Source organism: Methylocystis iwaonis (assembly GCF_027925385.1).
GTDB lineage: Bacteria > Pseudomonadota > Alphaproteobacteria > Rhizobiales > Beijerinckiaceae > Methylocystis > Methylocystis iwaonis.
This window is the reverse complement of record NZ_AP027142.1, coordinates 1,837,924-1,854,752: the sequence shown is the minus strand read 5'-3', so window position 1 is coordinate 1,854,752 and position 16,829 is coordinate 1,837,924. Positions and strand designations below refer to the sequence as shown.

The following is a 16,829-nucleotide window of genomic DNA, read 5'->3' as shown; positions in this document are numbered from 1 at the left end:
GGGGGAGGGTTGGGGAGGGGGCCCTACGCCACCTTCGCCCGACCACGCTGCGCCGCATTCCACTCCGCGGCAATGTCCAGAAAATTCTGCAAAATCTTGTGCCCGTGCTGCGAGGTGATGCTCTCGGGGTGGAACTGCACGCCATGGGTCGGCAGCGTGTTGTGCGAGAGCGCCATAATCAGCCCATCAGGCGTCTCGGCGGTAACGCGCAAGCACGCCGGCAAGGTTTCACGCTTGACGACGAGCGAATGATAGCGCGTGGCCTGGAACGGCCCCTCGATGCCGCGAAACACGGCGTCGCCGTGGTGCAGGATCGTCGCCATCTTGCCGTGGATCGGCAACGGGGCGCGGATCACCTCGCCGCCGAAAACCTCGCCGATCGACTGATGGCCGAGGCACACGCCGAAGATCGGCACGGTCTCGGCGGCGGCCCTGATCAGGTCCATGCAGATGCCCGCCTCGTGCGGCGTGCAGGGGCCGGGCGAAAGCACGATGGCGTCCGGCGCGCCGGCCAGCACTTCCGCGACCGAAACCGCGTCGTTGCGATGCACCGTGACATTCGCCCCGAGCTGGCCGAAGTAGTGGACCAGATTGAAGGTGAAGCTGTCGTAATTGTCGATCAGCGTGACATTGGACATGGCTTTTCCGGCGCCTTGGCGTTTCGCGGCGAGAAGTTGAATTTCCCAATAGGCCGCGGGGGCGCGTTAGGCAACCTTTCCAGCCGTCAGCGCAGGGCTCCGAATCCAGGTTAACAAAGCCTACGCAGCCGCGTCATGCCCGCGCTTGTCGCGGGCATCCACGCCGGGACGTTACGACACGCAGGAAGAAGAAGCGGCGTTTGTTCCGCTCATGTTCTCAGCTCGCCGCGTCGGCGCGGCGTGGATGGCCGCGACAAGTGTTCAGTCCGGGGACATAGCCGACATATGTTCGGAGACATGACCGACGCCTTCGGGTTCGGTCAAGTCGATGGTTGCGATCAAGTGCGAGGCGAAGCAGATGGCGAATTGGCCGTCCTTGTCGCGGGGGCGGATGGCCAGGCGCTCTCCCCGAAAGGCTTGAGGCACTTTCCACAGACGGCCCTTGAAGCTGATGTAGTCTTTGGAGCGCGGCACGATGCGCAAGATCTCGCCTTCGTCATATTCGGGCGCGGGCAGGCGCTTTGGCATCGGCCGCGGGCTTGGGCGATAGCGGCTGGCGGGAGGCTTCTGGCCCAGGGCTTCATGGGGGCGTTCGAAATTATAGACCTCGCGCCAAGCGTCGAAGGCGCGCTGGACCTGGGCTTGGTCGGCGAAGCGCTTGGCGAAGACTTCCGCCTTGAGGGTGCGATGGAAGCGCTCGTTCTTGCCGCGGCCTTGCGGGTGATAGGGCCGGGAGTAGATGACTTTAACGCCCAGCTTCAAAAGCCAGAGCCGTAAGGCCGTCCAATGGCCCGAGGCGTCCCCCCACGGCGCGCCGTTATCGACGAACAGAGCGTCGGGCAAACCATAGCGTTCGAAAGTCGTCGTCAGATGGCCTTGAACTGTCGAACCTTGTTGATTCCCACAGGCTTTGAGGCAAGGCGCAAAGCGGGAGTGATCATCGACGATGGTCAAAGGGTGGCAGCGGCGGCCGTCGGCGAGCTTGACCCAACCTTTGAAGTCCATCTGCCAGAGCTGATTGGGGGCGTCCTTCTCGAAGCGCTGATAGGGCCCGCCCGGCGCGCCTGCGGGCAAGACAATGCGGCCGCGCCGGCTCAATATGACGTGGATGGTCGAAGAGGCGGGAACGGCGTGGCCGCGCTCTTCCAGAACGCGCCGGATTTTGCGCGCGCCCCAGGCTGGATGGTCGTCCCGCACCGACAGCACCAGCGCTTCGGTCTCGGCCGCGCTCCGCGAGGGGCTGTTGCGCGGCCGGCGGGAGCGATCGGCCAGCCCCGCCTCGCCTTCGGCCCAGCGGGCCAACCAATTGTAACCCGTATCCGGGTGTATGCCGAACCGGCGGCATAGTTCCCGACGGTTCGCCCCCTCCTGGCTCGCAAGCCGCACAAACTCCCGACGCTGTTCCACGATCGACACCTCCAGCCACGGCATGGACGGCCCTCCAAATTGCCAATCCAAGCCATTGTGAACGTGTCGGCTATGTCCCCGAACACCCGTCGGTCATCTATCCGGACTGAACAACAAGCGCGGCCATGACGGTGGAACACATCCGCTCGTTAACCCGAATTCGGAACCCCAGCCGTCACCGCCCCGCAACCGGCGGCAGCGGCGATGTCTCGACTTTCTGGACGGCCCCCGGAGGCGGCGGGGTCTGCGGAACGGTGGTGGCTCCCGTATCCTCGCCCCTGAAATCCGGGATCGCCTGCTTGTCCGCGTCCTGAACGCGCGGCGCGGCGATATGCGCGCCGATCTTTCGCACCACATCGGGCGCCTCGGCGAAGGCGCCATGGCCGATGAAGTCCGTCGAGAAGGACGAAATATCATGCACGGCCACGCCGAGCCGGTCGATCTCGGCCTTATCCTGCGGCTTCGCGGGGTCCATCGCGCCGAGCCGCGGCCGGTCGCCGGCGATCCGCGAAGAAAGCGACAAGGCGCGGTCGTTGTTGGCGACGAAAATCGAGACGCGATGCGGATCGAGCCGCGCGACCTGCTGACGGAAGACGTTCAGGTCGATGTCGGGATTGGCGAGCATCACCTCGCCGAGCTTGCCGTCGAGATCGGGGTGGCCCGAGAGCGCGATGCCGCGCAGCGTCTCCATGGTGAGCCAGGAGCCCATGGAATGGGCGAGGATGTGAATGCGCCCTACCCCAGGCGTCCTGGCGAGCGAGAGCACCACCTTCTCGAGCGCGTCGCGCGAGACGGTCGCGGCTTCCTTGTCGGACTCGTAGTTGAAGAGCCCGCCACGTGAATTCCAGGAGAAAAGCGTCGGGACGCCGGAAAAGCCGCCATCGGCCACGACTTGGGCAAGGCGGAACCGCGCCTCGTCATGGCTGGTGTTGAAGCCGTGCACATAGAGCAGAATGTCGCGCGAGACGCCGATGCGGCCGGAGACATGAGCGGCAAGCTCGCCGTAGAACTCCTCCTCGTCCATGTTACGCTTGGAGAGCACGGTGAAATGGCGGCTCTTGTCCGCGCCGCCGAAGCTCGGCCGCTCCACCGCGCCGGGGCGATGGTTTTGCGGCACGCCGATGGCGGTGAGAGAGAAATGCGCACGCCCGTCGTCAGTCGCGCCCTCCCCGCGCCGTGTCGAAGCGACGAAGAGCGGGATGCGATTGGGCTCGCCCTGCGGGCCCGAGACCATCGAGACGGCGTTGGTCCAATGGCCGTCAACGGCGCGCATGCCGTCGGAGACGCAGCCTGAGAGCAGCGTCGCGGCGAGGAGGGTCGAAAGCGGAAGCGTGATGCGCAAAGTGGTTCGATCCGGCGCAGCCGGGAAAGTTTCCCGTAAGAGAGGTGGTGCGATGCGAAGCCTTGGCCCGGCGCTTTCCTTCTTACGCGAGAAAGCGACGAAAGCGGGGCGAGTCGGCCCGCGGTCCCGAGGCAAAGTTGCGAAGATAGGTTAAACAAAGGCGAACATATGCCGCACTTGCGCGGCCGCGCCGAGGGTGCATAGTGCGCGCCCAAAAGAAGACTGGGCAATTGGCTGAACGCCGGGCGCGATCCCATCCCTCCCCTGTACGGGTCGGGTGGGGCAAGCCCCAACCACTGTCATCGCGGAGAGAACCCCACCCGGCGGTCTACGACCGCCGACCTCCCCGTAAAGGGGAGGTAGTGGGCGCCCGAGCGAGACAGATTGCGTTCGCCCGATTGCTCTCACAAGGGAGAACGGCGCTCGTTAGGAAGCGCTGTAGACGCGATGCGGATCAGAATCCTGGGCTCGGGCGCCGGCGGCGGTTTCCCGCAGTGGAACTGCAATTGCGCGAATTGCCGCGCGGTGCGCGCTCGCGCGCCGGGCTTTACGCCGCGCACGCAATCGTCGCTCGCCGTAAGCGCCGACGGCGCCAATTGGGTTTTGCTCAACGCCTCGCCTGATCTGCGTGAGCAGATCGCCGCCGCGCCCGCCCTTGCGCCGGCTGAAGGCGATCCCGTGCGCGCCAGTCCGATCAAAGCCGTTGCGCTCACCAATGGCGACGTCGATCACGTCGCCGGCTTGTTGAACCTGCGCGAAGCGCAGCCCTTCAGCGTCTACGCCGCCGACCGCGTTCTGCAGGCGCTGGCGGCCAATCCGATCTTCACGATCCTGCAGACGCAGCTCGTGCCGCGCAACGAATTGCATATGGACGAGGCGACCCCGCTCACAGGCGCCGGCGTCGATCTCGGTCTTTCGATCCGCGCCTTCCCCGTGCCGGGCAAGATCGCGCTCTATCTCGAAGACCAGAACGCGCCGAATTTCGGCACCTCGGCAGGCGATACGCTGGGCCTCGAAGTCAACGAGACGAAGACCGGCAAATCCTTTTTCTACATCCCTGGCTGCGCCAAGATCGACGCGCCGCTCGCCAATCGCCTGCGGGGCGCCGCGCTCGTCTTCTTCGACGGCACGCTGTTCCACGAGAACGAGATGATCGAGCAAGGTCTCATGGGCAAGACCGGCTCGCGCATGGGCCATGTCAACATGAGCGGCGAGGACGGTTCGATGGCCGGCTTCGCGCCGCTCGACGTCGCGCGCAAAATCTACGTGCACATCAACAATTCGAATCCGGTCCTCGACGCAAACTCGACGCAGCGCGCCGCCGTGCAGGCGGCAGGCTGGGAGGTCGGCGCGGACGGCATGGAGGTGACGCTTTGAACGAGATCGCTACCGATTGGCGCGACGCCGCGCCCCTGTCCAGGACCGATTTCGAGGCCGCGATCCGCAATGTCGGCGTCGAGCGCTACCACGACAAGCATGAGTTCCATAAGCTTCTGCATGGCGGCAAGCTGCAAAAGCACCAGGTCGCCGCCTGGGCGCTGAACCGCTACTGCTATCAGGAGGCCGTGCCGCGCAAGGACGCCGCCTTCATGAGCCGCGTGCATGACCGCGAATTGCGCCGTGAATGGATTCACCGCATCCATGACCACGACGGGCTCGGCGACGAAGCCGGCGGGATCGAGCGCTGGCTGGTGCTCACCGACGCGCTGGGCTTTACGCGTGAATATGTCGCCTCGCGCCGCGGCGCCCTGCCCGCGACGAAATTTGCGGTGGAAGCCTATGTGCGTTTCGTCGTGGAGCAGCCGCTCGTCGTGGCGGTGGCGTCGTCGCTGACCGAGCTTTTCGCGCCCTCCATCCATCGCGAACGCATCGTGGGAATGCTGGAGAATTACGACTTCGTCGACGACCATGTGATGGCATATTTCAAGCGCCGTCTGTCGCAGGCGCCGCGCGACTCGGAATTTGCGCTGGGCTATGTGCTCGACAATGCGAAAACCCGCGCAGAGCAGGAAGCCTGCGTCGGCGCCGTGCGGTTCAAATGCAATGTGCTGTGGGCGCAGCTCGACGCGCTGCATCACGCCTATGTGACGCCGGGGCTGATCCCGCCGGGTGCCTGGCGGCCGGGGGAGTAACCCCCTTCACCGTCATTGCGAGGAGCGCAGCGACGAAGCAATCCAGAGCCGTAGCGGCTGCCCCTGGATTGCTTCGCTCCGCTCGCAATGACGGCGGCGACCATGGTAAATGTCCCTCAAGAGGGACTGGGGGCATGGGAGCCCCGACGTAACCGGGTAACAAATGACCACACGCTACATCATCGGCCCGGACTCCCGCCCCGGCTTCACGCGATATTCGCGGCTGCACGACGACCGCCCACGCGCCCGCACCGTCATCCTCGCGCCCGAACGCGCCTATGAGCTCGACCCGATCGGCCTCATCGTGCTCAAAGCCATCGACGGCAAAACGCGGCTCGCCGATCTTTGCGAGAGCCTCGCGCAGCAATATGCGGCGCCGCTCGACGTCATCACGCGCGACGTAACGAACCTGCTGCAAGGCCTCGCCGACAAGCGCCTGCTGCGCGACGGCGTCGATCCCTTCACGCCGCCCAAGCTCTCCGATTTTGCCTCCACCATCGCGCCCTTCGCAGGCGGACCGGCTGGCCTTCTCGCCGAGCTGACGCATCGCTGCCCGCTGCAATGCCCCTATTGCTCCAATCCGCTGGAGCTGGAGCGCTCGAATGTCGAAATGACGGCCGAGCAATGGGGCGAGACCTTCCGCCAGGCGGCGTCGATCGGCGCGCTGCAACTGCATCTCTCCGGCGGCGAGCCCACCGCGCGGCGCGACCTCGAAGAAATTTTGGCCTATGCGGTCGAGGCCGGCCTCTACACTAATCTCGTCACCTCCGCCGTGCTGATCACGCGCGAGCGGTTGGAGCGGCTGGCCGAGATCGGCCTCGACCATGTGCAGGTCTCGATCCAGGACATCGTGCCCGAGAGCGCCGATCGCATTTCGGCCTTTGAAGGCGGCGTGCCGAAGAAGCGCGACGTCGCGCGCTGGGTGCGCGAACTCGGCATGGGGCTCACGATCAATGCGCCCATGCACCGCCAGAACATCGCGCATCTGCCGCAGATCATCGACTTCGCCGTCGAGGTCGATGCGCAGCGCATCGAGATCGCGCATATTCAGTACTACGCCTGGGCGCAGCTCAACCGCGCGGCGCTCATCCCGACGCGCGAGACCTTCATGGAGACGGTCGGCGTCGTCGAGGACGCAAAGAAGCGCCTGCAGGGCGTGCTCAACTTCGACTTCGTCATCCACGACCATTACGCGACGCGTCCGAAGCAATGTACCGGCGGCTGGGGCCGTTCGATCCTGGCGGTGACGCCCTCCGGCAAGGCCCTGCCCTGCCATGCGGCGCAGACTCTGCCGGGCCTGACCTTCGATGACGTGCGCGAGCGCAGCCTCGGCGATATCTGGGTCAATGGCGCGGCCTTCAACGCCTATCGCGGCACAGGCTGGATGAAGGAGCCCTGCACGTCCTGCGACCGGCGCGAGATCGATCTCGGCGGTTGCCGGTGCCAGGCTTTCGCCGTCACCGGCGATCCCGCGGCGACCGATCCCGCCTGTCATCTCTCGCCGGAACACGCCCGTTTTGCAGCCTATGCCGAAACGGAGTCGCACGCGCCGCCGCCGGACTTCATCTACCGGCGCGTCGGCGGCGCGCCGCAGAACTCTTAAACCAGAGCGCGGAATAGCGAGCCTGCGACGCGTGTCATTCCCGACGCTCGCTAGCGAGCGATCGGGAATCCAGAGCAAAACCGGCGCTTTTGGGCTCTGGATTCCGGTCGGGCTTTCAGCCCGCCGGGAATGACACGTCCCCATGTGAGCTATTCAAACGGAAATGATATGATTGGCAGCCGCCAAAAGCGGCTGCCTTGGCTCAGTCGCGCATCGCGCCTTTCTCCCGAGGATCGTCGCGCGGATCGAGATATTCGATCTTCCACGGTCCCGTGCCCGACACCTGCACCACCGCGTCCTCATTGACCGTGAACCAATGCCCCATGCCCGGGGTCGCGACGATGAAATCTCCTGCGTGCAGGAATTTCTCCGCGCGTGGGTCCAGACGCGGGCCTTCGCCGAACCGCAGCGTGCCGGAGATCACCGTCGCCGTTTCCATATCCGAATGCTTATGCGCCGGCACTTGATAGCCCGCCGGCGCGCGCAGCCGCATGACGAAAGGCCCAGACTCCTGCGGATCGCCGAAGAGCACAGCGACGTCTGCGCCACGGGGAAGATCGGCGGGCGCCGGCTTCCATTCGAGATCGTCCGCGAAACGTAAGCCGCTTGTCTGCGCGGCGGCGCCGTAAACTCCGAAGGCGCAGAGCGCGCCAAAGGCAAGAACAACAGACCGCATAGGCTCCGCCTCCCTTATCGCCCCCCGGGCGGAACATAGGGCGGCTCTCGACATCCGCGCTGGATACCCCTCGGATTCTTCGAACCCGGTAACCAAGGAGCAACCTACAGCGTGCATAGTTAAATTGTCTCGCGGAGTTAACGATTTGTTTTGCATGAGCGTCGCGTCAACGGAGTTCGAGGAATGAAATCGCGGGATACACTTGTCCGCCTGAAACGCTTTCAAGCTGAAGAGAAGCGCCGGCGCGTCCTTCAGCTCAACACGATGATTTCAGAGTTCACGCGCATGTCGAATGAACTCGACCGCGAGATCTCGACCGAAGAGCAGCGCGCAAACATCTCCGACCCCAGCCACTTCGCCTATCCGACCTATGCGCGCGCCGCGCGTGGTCGCCGCGACAATATCATGGCCTCGATCAATGAATTGCGCGGCCAGCTTGCGGAGGCGGAAGCGCAGCTCAAGGACGCCAATGACGAGCTCGCCAAGGCGCAGAGCCAGGAAGCGCGCGATCGCGGCGCCGAGCGCATGATCGACGTCGTCGCCGAGCGTCGCCACGCCGAGCACGCCTTCCGGCGCGGAGCCTAGAATAAGCGAAAGAACAATCTGCCGCGCGGCGCCCGTAGCCAAAGCCCGACGCGCTGGCGGGAAGTGACATCGACGCGCGCGCCAGTCAAAAGCTGGCGCGCGATCTCGTCTATGGGATAGGCGAAGCGCCGCATGAGAAAAAAGGCGCCGGGCCGCGCGGCGGCGACGAAGCCCATCTCATAGCGCGCCAGACCGCCGATCCATGGCGGGTCCATTGGCCGCGAGACCAGAAGCCTCGTCAGCGCAGCGGCGTCCGCGCGGTGGCGCTGTGGCTGTGGCGGGCCATCGATCGCCTCGAAAAGCAGCCGGTCGAACTCTTGTCCCAGGGCTTTCGCCGTCAGCGGCAAGGTTTTGCGGGCATCGAGCGCACGCTTGCCGAGGAGGCTGCGCGCGAAGGACTCGACCTCGCGTTTGTCGAGAGCCGCAATCGTTTCCGTTTCGGCCTCACTGAGGCCGAAGGCGCGGGCCCCGCGCGGAAGATCTTCGAAAAATTCGCGTCGCGCCTTGGCGTCAGTGAAGATGCGCGCAAGCAGCGCTTGCGTCTCCTTCAGGGCCATCGTCCGCAGTCCCGCATCGTCGCGCGGGCGCGCGCGACCTCGTCGAGCAACTCGGCGAAGATCGGCAATCGCTCGTCGCGCTCCAAGATAACGCCCTTCACCGGCGCACGCGCGACGATGCGGTCGTAGAGCGCCCAAACGGCTTCGCTCGTCGCCGAGTCGTGGCTATCGATCAAGACTCCATCCCGCCAGCGCCCGCCCGCGTAATGAATCTGCACGAGCCGCTCCCAGGGCCAGCGCTCGAATGTCGCGTCGATGTCGACCTGCTGATTGACGGCGTTGGTGTAGAGATTGGCGACATCGCAGAGCCAGCCGCAACCGGTCGCGTCGAGCGTGCGGGTGAGGAACTCGGGCTCGTCCATCTCCGCGCCCGGAACGCGCACCACCGTCGTGATGTTTTCGAGCAGGAGCGGCGCATTGATGCGCTTGCGCACAGTGTCGACATTGCGCGCGACGACGTCGATCGCCTCTTGCGTATAGGGCAAAGCGGCGAGATGGCCGATGTCGACGCCGCCGGCGCGGGTGAAGCACAGATGCTCGCTCCACCAGGGCGGATCGAGGCGCTCGATCAGGCGCGCGAATTTTTCGAGATAGGCGCTGTCGATCGCTTCCGCGCTGCCGACCGAAAGATCGAGCCCATGCGCGACAATGGGGAAATGCGCACGCAATAGATCGAGCTCTGCGAGCTTCTCTTTGGGCGCGTCGAAATAATGATCAGCGATGATCTCAAGGAAATCGACGCGCGAGCGATTGGCGAAGAGATCGGCGCGAAACGGCGGTCGATAGCCGAGCCCGGAGCCGAGCGCCGGCGCCTCAGTCCCCGCCGCCGCCACAGCCGCCACACCCACTGCCGCTATCGCCGTTTCCGCATGAGCCGCTGCAGCTCGAGCCGCAACTGCCGCCGCTCTCGCTGGAGGCGCGCTTGAAATGCCGCGCGAAGGCGGCGTCCGCCGTGCCCCTCAGCGCAGAGAAGCCGTAGAGCCCGAGTAGAAAGAGCGACGCGCCCTCGAAAGCTTTTGTCTGCGTCGGTGCGCCGACAGCAAGCAGCGCCGCATCGAGCCGCGGGCGATAGGCAAGCTCCATCGCCTCGAGATAAGCGCGCCCGCGTCGACTCGCATGGCTGCGCGTCGTCACATAAGCCAGCGCGAAAAGCGCAGCGACCGAAGCGATGCTGAGGAAGATGAGATAGGAGACGTTCGTGTGCCCCGTGCTCAGCGCCACATAGATTTTGGCGCCGGCGAAACCGAGAAGCGTGAGCGTGCCGAATAGTTGCGCGCGCGTGCGCCAAGCCTTCACGGACTCGGGCTTCACGAGCCCTTGCGCCGCAAGCCTCGCGTGCACAGGGTCCAGCAATTGGAGCAGCTCCTTGCGCGCCGCGCGGTTGCTGAACAGCTCATGCGCCTTTGGGCTCGCCTGGATCATTTGCAAAACGCGAATCTGCAAAGGATTGAGCGCGCCGGGCTCCGGCTTCTTGCCGGTCGGGACGACGCGATCGTCTTTCGCCAGCGCCGCATAGCCATGCTGCACGAGATCATAGCAGAGGGTGCGGATGACCTGATTCACCCCGCCTTGCAGGAAGGCCACGTCCACAGCGTCGGGGCTCTGCGGCACGGGCGGCGGATGATCGCCCGTCCGATCGGCAAAGCGGATGACAAGCCAGGCGGCGGCAAGCGTCAGAATGACCACCACGCCGTAGACGTTGAGAAAATCAGGGCCGGGAAGAGAGAGGACGTTCTCCAAGGCGCTTTGCTCCGTCAGACGATCTCCAGATCATTCGCCAGTCTACGCGCCTGCAACGTCGCCACAGCAAGCACGCCCAGGCCCACCGCCTGATGCGCCAGCGCAACAAGGAGATGCGGCGTTCCCGCATAAGGCGGCTCGACGAGCAGCAGCGTCGCAACGCCGAGCGCAATCTGTCCCACGACATGGCCGAAAACGATGACCGCGCCGCTGCGCGCTCTGCCGCCGGCGTTCATCAGCGCGTCGCCGAGATGCAGCGCCGCGAGGATGAAGATCAGATAAGCGATCATGCGGTGGAAGAATTGCGCCGTGAGCGGCGTCTCGAAAATATTCGCCCACCAGGGGTCTTTGGGGAAGAGAACATCGGCCGGCGGAATGAAGGCGCCGGCAATGAGCGGCCATGTGTTTTCCACGAGCCCGGCGCGCAGCCCCGCGACAATGCCGCCCATGAAGAGCTGCACGAAGACCAGCGCGAGAATAACGAAAGCCAGCCCGCGCAGGCGCCCCGGATGGTCATGCGCGCTCGACGGCCTGCGCCACCCGAGCCCACCGGCGACCCAAAGGCAGGTGGAGAAGATGAACGCCGCGATGACCAGGTGAATGGCGAGCCGCTCCTGCGCCACTTCCGTGCGATGCACGAGGCCGGATGAGACCATCCACCAGCCGACGCCGCCTTGCAGCGCGCCCAAAGCGAGTATGCCGATGAGCTTCGGCTTCACCGAGGACGGAAGCGCGCCCTTCACCCAGAACCAGATCAGCGGAACCACGAAGACCACGCCGATGAGGCGCCCGAGCAAGCGGTGCGCCCATTCCCAGGCGTAGATGTATTGGAATCCCGCGAGGTCCATGTCCGGAAACAGCTCTTTGTACTGCGGGATCTTCTTGTAATCCTCGAAAGCCGCAATCCATTCCTGCTGGGTCAGCGGCGGGATGGCGCCGGTCACAGGCTTCCATTCGACGATGGAGAGGCCCGATTCGGTCAAGCGCGTCGCGCCGCCGACGATGACCATCAGAAAGACGAGGCCCGCGACAATCCAGAGCCAGTTGCGCACCGCGACGGCGTTTTCCTCTGTCGCGCGATGCCTCACCTCGGGCACGGGATGCGGAAAGAGAAGCCAATCTTCCATGTCGCTCGCCTCAAGGGTTCCTCTGCCTCGGCACTTAAGGGATGCCGAAGACGCTTGTCCACACCTAGCAGCGCGCGGCGCCTGCGAAGCGCCGGATTTTAGGCTGATAGGACGCGCTTCGAGTGTAAGAATGAACGCTCTTTCGATCGGGGGAGCAAAGGTGGCCGGCAGAGGCGCGTTGACACGGGAAGAGATGGCCTCGCTGCGCACCATCGGCGAGGTCGCGGAATATCTCGACCTGCCGCAACATGTGCTGCGCTTCTGGGAAACGCGCTTCAAGGAGATCGATCCCGTGAAGCGCGCCGGCGGACGGCGATTCTACCGCCCGCGCGACATCGAGCTCGTCGAAGCGATCCGGCATTTGCTGTATCGCGAAGGCTACACGATCAAGGGCGTTCAGCGCATTCTCGCCGAGCAAGGCGTCGAGGGCGTTCTCGCCGACGCGCGTCGGCGGCAGAGCGACGAATCGCCGGCGCCCGCGCCGCCCGCTCGGGAGCCTGCCGCCGCCCGCGCCGAACCTGCGCCGCCGGAGATGGCGCCAGCCCCGCCGCCGGTCACGCTGCAGGAGACGCTCGACTTCCCGGAGCCCGAGCCGTCAGAAGCGACGGCAAGCGCCCTGCCCGCGGCGGAGGCTGTCGAAGCGCGTGGCTCAGAGGCGATCATTGAAATTCTTCCCCCGGGCTCCCCGTTTACCGACGCCTTCACCGCGCCCGCGCCGCGCCCCGTCTTCCATGCGCCAGTGGTCGTCACTCGCCGCGAGGACCAGGGACAGGCGCAAATTTTGCGCAAAGCGCTGGCGCAGATCGAGGAATGCAAGCGGCTGCTCAATCTGACCCGGCGCTGAACCGCCCGGAAACCATGGGCCCGCGCGGTCGATCGATCTTCCCGGGGGGCAAAATGTCACATCCCGTTGCAACCGGGCCGTCGCCTCTCTATAAGGGCGGCCAGTCGGAGTGTAGCGCAGCCCGGTTAGCGCACTTGTCTGGGGGACAAGGGGTCGTGGGTTCGAATCCCGCCACTCCGACCATTCGCGCCGCGACGCCCCCGACCCGTCCCGACGCCAGTTCCTGCCTGATTTCTCGCCAACATCCGCAGCTCAACTGAGCGCTATCGCCTAGGCGTCGAGCCAAAGCGACTAAGGTCTGCGTCCTACCCGGTTGCGGCGTAAGGCGAGAACTTAGCGTCTTGCCGTTATGGTAGCGGCAATGCAGCGTTGCATGCGGCCAGACCGCGAATCTGCAAATTCGAAATTTAAAGCGGTGTTGGGATTGATACGGAAGACGATGACTCGGCCCCTACAAGCCGAGGAAATGGATCAACCACCGACGAGCCAAAAAAGCGGGCTCGCGACCGCCCTCCTGGCCGTAGCGCTCGTCACCCTCGGAGCGCTGCTCTACGCCGTGGCGGTCGGAATCATCGGCAAGATCGGCCAATGGGCCCTGCGATCATTGGCAGGAGAGGAAAACGCCGGCGCCGACGCGCTCGTGACCTGGGCCAATGGCAAGACGATCCTCGCGATTCTCGTCTTTCTCGGCACTTATCTCGTCATCGCCATCGGCAAATTTCCCGGCCTGCGGCTCGATCGCGCCGGCGCGGCCCTCGTGGGGGCCAGCCTCATGGTGGGTTTAGGCGTCCTGCCGCTAGAGGAGGCCTATCGCGCCGTCGATTTCGACACGATCACGCTTCTCCTCGGCATGATGATCGTAGTGGCCAATCTTCGCCTCTCGGGCTTCTTCCGGCTGGTCAGCGACTGGGTCGTGGCGCGCGCCGGCCATCCGCTGCTGCTGCTGATCGCGATCGTCCTGGTCTCCGGCTCCTTCTCGGCCTTCCTGGTCAATGACACGATCTGCCTCGTCATGACGCCGCTCGTCGTGGAGCTCGTGAAGCGGCTGAAGCGCGACCCTGTCCCTTATGTTTTGGCGATCCCCCTCGCCTCCAACGTCGGCAGCGCGGCGACGATCACCGGCAATCCGCAGAACATGATGATCGGCGCGTTCTCGCACATTCCCTACGGGACTTTCGCCGGCGCCTTGTGGCCAGTGGCGCTCTTCGGGCTGCTGCTGTGCGTGTTGTTCCTCACGCTGGCGTACCGGGGCGAATTTCTGACGCGCGAGCGCCTGCTGAGCTTGCCCTCCCCGCCGACGCGCTACCACGGAGCTTTGATTGCCAAATCCGTCGTGGTGACGCTCGTCATGATGGTTTTGTTCTTTGCCGGGCAGCCCGTCGCCAAGGTCGCAATCGTCGGCGGCGCGGTCCTGCTGCTCACGCGCAAGGTCAAGGCCGATAAGGTCTACCAGGAGATCGACTGGCCATTGCTGCTCATGTTCGTCGGTCTCTTCATCGTCGTCGCCGGCTTAGAGAAGACCGTGGTGACGCCCGAGGTGGTGGCTGCGGTCGGGCGTTTCGATCTCGGCGCGCCATTCGTCCTTTCGGCGATTACCGCCGGTCTCTCGAATATCGTCAGCAACGTCCCAGCGGTCCTGGTCCTGAAACCCTTCGTCGCCCGCGCAGGCGATCCGGAAAGGTCCTGGCTGATTGTCGCCATGGCCTCGACCCTTGCGGGCAACTTCACCTTGCTCGGCTCTGTCGCCAATCTGATCGTCGCGCAAAGGGCTCGGACTCAAGGCGTCGAGATCGGCTTTTGGACCTATTTCAAGATCGGCGCGCCGCTGACTGTCGCAACGATCATCTTCGGCGCCTGGTGGCTTTGATTTTGACCGCGTCCCGGCGACACGAAAGACGCATCAAACTGAAAACAAAAGATTTTTCTCAGCCATCCACAGGCTTGTAATTTTCGTGACGCCGCCTGTTGCAAAGCCAGATCGTTTGTTGCATAAGACCCCTGCGACGGCGACGCGACGCGCGAAACCGAAGCGACGGATGCGGGTGTAGCTCAGGGGTAGAGCACAACCTTGCCAAGGTTGGGGTCGAGGGTTCGAATCCCTTCGCCCGCTCCAAAGAAGCTCCGCGATAACCCTAAAGCGGAGGTCGGGGTACGATGCTGGTGACGCGCGCCCCCGCGAAGATCAATCTTACGCTTCATATTCTCGGCCGCAGAGACGACGGCTATCACGAGCTCGAAAGCCTCGTCGTGTTTAGCGGCGCGGGCGATACGCTGTCTTTGTCTCCCGGCGACGCTCTCTCGCTCGAAGTTTCCGGCCCCACGGCCCCGGCCGCCGGCGCGGGCGACGACAATCTCGTCCTGCGCGCCGCACGCAATCTGGCCGAGCGAGTCGAAGGGCTGACCCTCGGCGCCTTCCGTTTGGAGAAGCGTCTCCCCGTTGCGGCCGGAATCGGCGGCGGCTCCTCCGACGCCGCGGCGGCGCTGCGGCTTCTGGCCCGCGGCAATGGGCTGACAGCCGACGATCCGCGCCTCTACGACGCCGCCCGAGTCACGGGCTCGGACGTGCCGGTCTGCCTTGCCAGCCAGGCCCGGATGATGCGCGGAGCCGGCGAATCGCTTGGTCCGCTGCTGCGCCTGCCGCTGCTTCCGGCCGTGCTGGTCAATCCGGGCGTGCCGGTGGAGACGCGCCCGGTCTTCGCGCGCCTCGGCCTTCAGCCCGGCGAGCGCGTCGAGGCCGCCGCCCATCCGATCGTCGGCGACGGCGCCCCTGCATTGGAGCTTCTGGCTTTGCTATCGAGGGGTCGCAACGATCTCGAAGACCCGGCCTGCCTTCAGGCGCCGGTCATTGTCGATACGCTGGCCGTGCTGCGCGCCGCTCGCGGTTGCAAGCTCGCGCGCATGTCCGGCTCGGGCGCCACATGCTTCGCGATCTTTTCGACGCCCAAAGCAGCCGCCAGAGCCGCCCGCGCCATTCGGACGCAACATCCCGAATGGTGGGTGAAAACGGCGGCGCTGCGATGAGCCGCCGTCCGCCGCCAAAGGAGCGCGCAAGAGGCGAACCGAGAGAGCGCGCAAGAGGCGAGCGTCCGAACGATCAGCGCCCGAGAGGCGAACGGCCGGCCCCGCGCCCGCGGCCCGAGCCGCAACGCGGCCCGTTTCGCTCGGCCTCGCCTGATCTGGTCACGCTCTACGGCGCCCATGCCGTGCGCGAGGCGCTCAAAGGCGGGCGCCGCAAGCTGCTCGCTCTTTACGCAACCGAGACCGCCCTGCCCCGGATCGCCGATCTCGCCAAAGCGGCGGGCCTGGAGCCGCGCCTCGTGGACGCGCGCGACCTCTCCCGCCATCTCGGCGAAGAGGCCGTCCATCAGGGACTATTACTGGAGGCCCGGCCATTGCCGGAGGCCGACATCGCCGACATTGTCTCTACAAGCGGCGTGGTGCTGGCCCTCGACCAGATCACGGACCCGCATAATGTCGGCGCGATCCTGCGCACGGCCTGCGCCTTCGGCGTCGACGCGCTGATCGTCACTGAGCGCCATAGTCCGGAATTCACCGGCGTCCTGGCCAAGGCCGCCTCCGGCGCTCTGGAGCATGTGACGATCGTCTCGGTTGTCAATCTCGCGCGCGCCTTGGACCAGTTGCGCGAGCGCAGCTACAGCGTCGTCGGCCTCGATTCGGAAGGCGCCGAGCCCATCGAAACCATCCCGCTGGCGAAACCTTTGGCGCTCGTGCTCGGCGCCGAGGGCAAGGGCCTGCGCCGCCTGACGCGCGAGCGATGCGACCTCATCGCGAGGCTCGATCTTCCCGGCCCGATCAAGAGCCTCAACGTCTCCAACGCCTGCGCCGCCGCGCTGAGCGTCGCGCATTTACGCCTGCGCGACGCGGCGCGGGATTGACCTTACGGCAGGGTTGGGGGATTAAATGCGGCAGGGAACGCCGGTTTAGCTCAGCTGGTAGAGCAACTGATTTGTAATCAGTAGGTCGGGGGTTCGAATCCCTCAACCGGCACCAGTTTCTGAGCACGAGACAATCGGCGCTTCGCCAAAAGTCCCTTCCAGAATTATTCGATAAAAACAAGATGAGGGGCTGACGAAAGTCAGCGCGACGCGCTCCTGTTACGGATGCCCTCGCCCTCCTCAATCCCTCAAGTCCGCCAGGGTCTTGTTTTCGAGCGTGTT

General features: G+C 65.0%; 16 protein-coding genes and 3 tRNA genes. 11 read left to right on the top strand and 8 right to left on the bottom strand.

The annotated features are described in order from the left end of the window. Positions 1-23: 23 nt before the first annotated feature. The 3 genes from QMG84_RS08875 to QMG84_RS08865 form a co-directional block, all read right to left on the bottom strand. Entirely contained in the window at positions 24-638 is a 615-nt protein-coding gene (locus QMG84_RS08875) for an anthranilate synthase component II (protein ID WP_281931867.1), read from the bottom strand. A gap of 261 nt (positions 639-899) precedes the next feature. Then, complete coding sequence (locus QMG84_RS08870; protein ID WP_281931866.1) at positions 900-2,069, bottom strand: IS481 family transposase; 1,170 nt, start codon at positions 2,067-2,069, stop codon at positions 900-902. Positions 2,070-2,220: 151 nt separating this feature from the next. Then, the gene (locus QMG84_RS08865; protein ID WP_281931864.1) at positions 2,221-3,387 is read right to left on the bottom strand and encodes an alpha/beta hydrolase; all 1,167 of its coding nucleotides are present in this window, start codon (positions 3,385-3,387) and stop codon (positions 2,221-2,223) included. A 447-nt stretch (positions 3,388-3,834) separates the two neighbouring features. On the opposite strand from QMG84_RS08865, the gene pqqB reads away from it, so the two are divergent. The 3 genes from pqqB (at position 3,835) to pqqE (ending at position 7,122) form a co-directional block, all read left to right on the top strand. After that, positions 3,835-4,764 carry a pyrroloquinoline quinone biosynthesis protein PqqB gene (gene pqqB, locus QMG84_RS08860; RefSeq protein WP_281931863.1) on the top strand — a complete coding sequence of 310 codons (930 nt, stop codon included), beginning with the start codon at positions 3,835-3,837 and terminating at the stop codon, positions 4,762-4,764. After that, entirely contained in the window at positions 4,761-5,519 is a 759-nt protein-coding gene (gene pqqC / locus QMG84_RS08855) for a pyrroloquinoline-quinone synthase PqqC (protein ID WP_281931861.1), read from the top strand. The genes pqqB and pqqC overlap by 4 nt, the downstream gene beginning before the upstream one ends. 163 nt (positions 5,520-5,682) lie before the next feature. Beyond that, positions 5,683-7,122 carry a pyrroloquinoline quinone biosynthesis protein PqqE gene (gene pqqE / locus QMG84_RS08850; protein WP_281931859.1) on the top strand — a complete coding sequence of 480 codons (1,440 nt, stop codon included), beginning with the start codon at positions 5,683-5,685 and terminating at the stop codon, positions 7,120-7,122. 202 nt (positions 7,123-7,324) lie between these two features. Here pqqE and QMG84_RS08845 read toward each other — a convergent pair whose 3' ends face one another. Continuing rightward, complete coding sequence (locus QMG84_RS08845; protein WP_281931858.1) at positions 7,325-7,798, bottom strand: cupin domain-containing protein; 474 nt, start codon at positions 7,796-7,798, stop codon at positions 7,325-7,327. Between the two features lie 183 nt (positions 7,799-7,981). Here QMG84_RS08845 and QMG84_RS08840 point away from each other — a divergent pair, with 183 nt between their 5' ends. Beyond that, positions 7,982-8,383 (top strand): flagellar export protein FliJ, encoded by a 402-nt coding sequence (locus QMG84_RS08840; RefSeq protein WP_281931856.1) that lies wholly within the window; start codon positions 7,982-7,984, stop codon positions 8,381-8,383. Here the strand turns inward: QMG84_RS08840 and QMG84_RS08835 are convergent. The 4 genes from QMG84_RS08835 to QMG84_RS08820 are packed head-to-tail and all read right to left on the bottom strand — an operon-like array spanning position 8,380 to position 11,807. Beyond that, the gene (locus tag QMG84_RS08835) at positions 8,380-8,940 is read right to left on the bottom strand and encodes an SCO6045 C-terminal-like domain-containing protein (protein ID WP_281931855.1); all 561 of its coding nucleotides are present in this window, start codon (positions 8,938-8,940) and stop codon (positions 8,380-8,382) included. The two genes, QMG84_RS08840 and QMG84_RS08835, sit on opposite strands and share 4 nt — an antisense overlap. Further along, positions 8,931-9,788, bottom strand: coding sequence for an MbnB/TglH/ChrH family RiPP precursor modification enzyme (locus QMG84_RS08830; protein WP_281931853.1), 858 nt, complete (start codon positions 9,786-9,788; stop codon positions 8,931-8,933). Before QMG84_RS08830 ends, QMG84_RS08835 begins: the two co-directional genes overlap by 10 nt. Then, the gene (locus QMG84_RS08825; protein ID WP_281931852.1) at positions 9,754-10,680 is read right to left on the bottom strand and encodes a TIGR04222 domain-containing membrane protein; all 927 of its coding nucleotides are present in this window, start codon (positions 10,678-10,680) and stop codon (positions 9,754-9,756) included. The genes QMG84_RS08830 and QMG84_RS08825 overlap by 35 nt, the downstream gene beginning before the upstream one ends. A gap of 14 nt (positions 10,681-10,694) precedes the next feature. Then, positions 10,695-11,807, bottom strand: a complete 1,113-nt coding sequence (locus QMG84_RS08820; RefSeq protein ID WP_281931851.1) for a COX15/CtaA family protein — start codon at positions 11,805-11,807, stop codon at positions 10,695-10,697. 193 nt (positions 11,808-12,000) lie between these two features. Between QMG84_RS08820 and QMG84_RS08815 the strand changes: the two genes are divergently transcribed. The 7 genes from QMG84_RS08815 (at position 12,001) to QMG84_RS08785 (ending at position 16,662) form a co-directional block, all read left to right on the top strand. After that, positions 12,001-12,651, top strand: coding sequence for a MerR family transcriptional regulator (locus QMG84_RS08815; protein WP_434085988.1), 651 nt, complete (start codon positions 12,001-12,003; stop codon positions 12,649-12,651). A 105-nt stretch (positions 12,652-12,756) separates the two neighbouring features. Then, positions 12,757-12,834 (top strand) — tRNA-Pro (locus QMG84_RS08810). A gap of 283 nt (positions 12,835-13,117) precedes the next feature. After that, positions 13,118-14,518, top strand: a complete 1,401-nt coding sequence (locus QMG84_RS08805) for an anion transporter (protein ID WP_281931849.1) — start codon at positions 13,118-13,120, stop codon at positions 14,516-14,518. 171 nt (positions 14,519-14,689) lie between these two features. Beyond that, positions 14,690-14,764 (top strand) — tRNA-Gly (locus tag QMG84_RS08800). A gap of 41 nt (positions 14,765-14,805) precedes the next feature. Further along, a complete protein-coding gene (locus QMG84_RS08795) occupies positions 14,806-15,672 on the top strand; it encodes a 4-(cytidine 5'-diphospho)-2-C-methyl-D-erythritol kinase (RefSeq protein ID WP_281931848.1) in 867 nt (288 codons plus the stop codon). Beyond that, entirely contained in the window at positions 15,669-16,547 is an 879-nt protein-coding gene (gene rlmB / locus QMG84_RS08790) for a 23S rRNA (guanosine(2251)-2'-O)-methyltransferase RlmB (RefSeq protein ID WP_281931846.1), read from the top strand. Before QMG84_RS08795 ends, rlmB begins: the two co-directional genes overlap by 4 nt. A gap of 39 nt (positions 16,548-16,586) precedes the next feature. Beyond that, positions 16,587-16,662: transfer RNA gene (locus QMG84_RS08785), tRNA-Thr, on the top strand. Positions 16,663-16,829: the final 167 nt, after the last annotated feature.

Coding starts and splice junctions, on each gene's coding strand:
- QMG84_RS08875 (WP_281931867.1), bottom strand. CDS start 638: ATGTCCAATGTCACGCTGATCGACAATTACGACAGCTTCACCTTCAAT.
- QMG84_RS08805 (WP_281931849.1), top strand. CDS start 13,118: ATGGATCAACCACCGACGAGCCAAAAAAGCGGGCTCGCGACCGCCCTC.
- rlmB (WP_281931846.1), top strand. CDS start 15,669: ATGAGCCGCCGTCCGCCGCCAAAGGAGCGCGCAAGAGGCGAACCGAGA.
- pqqB (WP_281931863.1), top strand. CDS start 3,835: ATGCGGATCAGAATCCTGGGCTCGGGCGCCGGCGGCGGTTTCCCGCAG.
- QMG84_RS08870 (WP_281931866.1), bottom strand. CDS start 2,069: ATGCCGTGGCTGGAGGTGTCGATCGTGGAACAGCGTCGGGAGTTTGTG.
- pqqE (WP_281931859.1), top strand. CDS start 5,683: ATGACCACACGCTACATCATCGGCCCGGACTCCCGCCCCGGCTTCACG.
- QMG84_RS08795 (WP_281931848.1), top strand. CDS start 14,806: ATGCTGGTGACGCGCGCCCCCGCGAAGATCAATCTTACGCTTCATATT.
- QMG84_RS08835 (WP_281931855.1), bottom strand. CDS start 8,940: ATGGCCCTGAAGGAGACGCAAGCGCTGCTTGCGCGCATCTTCACTGAC.
- QMG84_RS08820 (WP_281931851.1), bottom strand. CDS start 11,807: ATGGAAGATTGGCTTCTCTTTCCGCATCCCGTGCCCGAGGTGAGGCAT.
- QMG84_RS08815 (WP_434085988.1), top strand. CDS start 12,001: ATGGCCTCGCTGCGCACCATCGGCGAGGTCGCGGAATATCTCGACCTG.
- QMG84_RS08845 (WP_281931858.1), bottom strand. CDS start 7,798: ATGCGGTCTGTTGTTCTTGCCTTTGGCGCGCTCTGCGCCTTCGGAGTT.
- QMG84_RS08840 (WP_281931856.1), top strand. CDS start 7,982: ATGAAATCGCGGGATACACTTGTCCGCCTGAAACGCTTTCAAGCTGAA.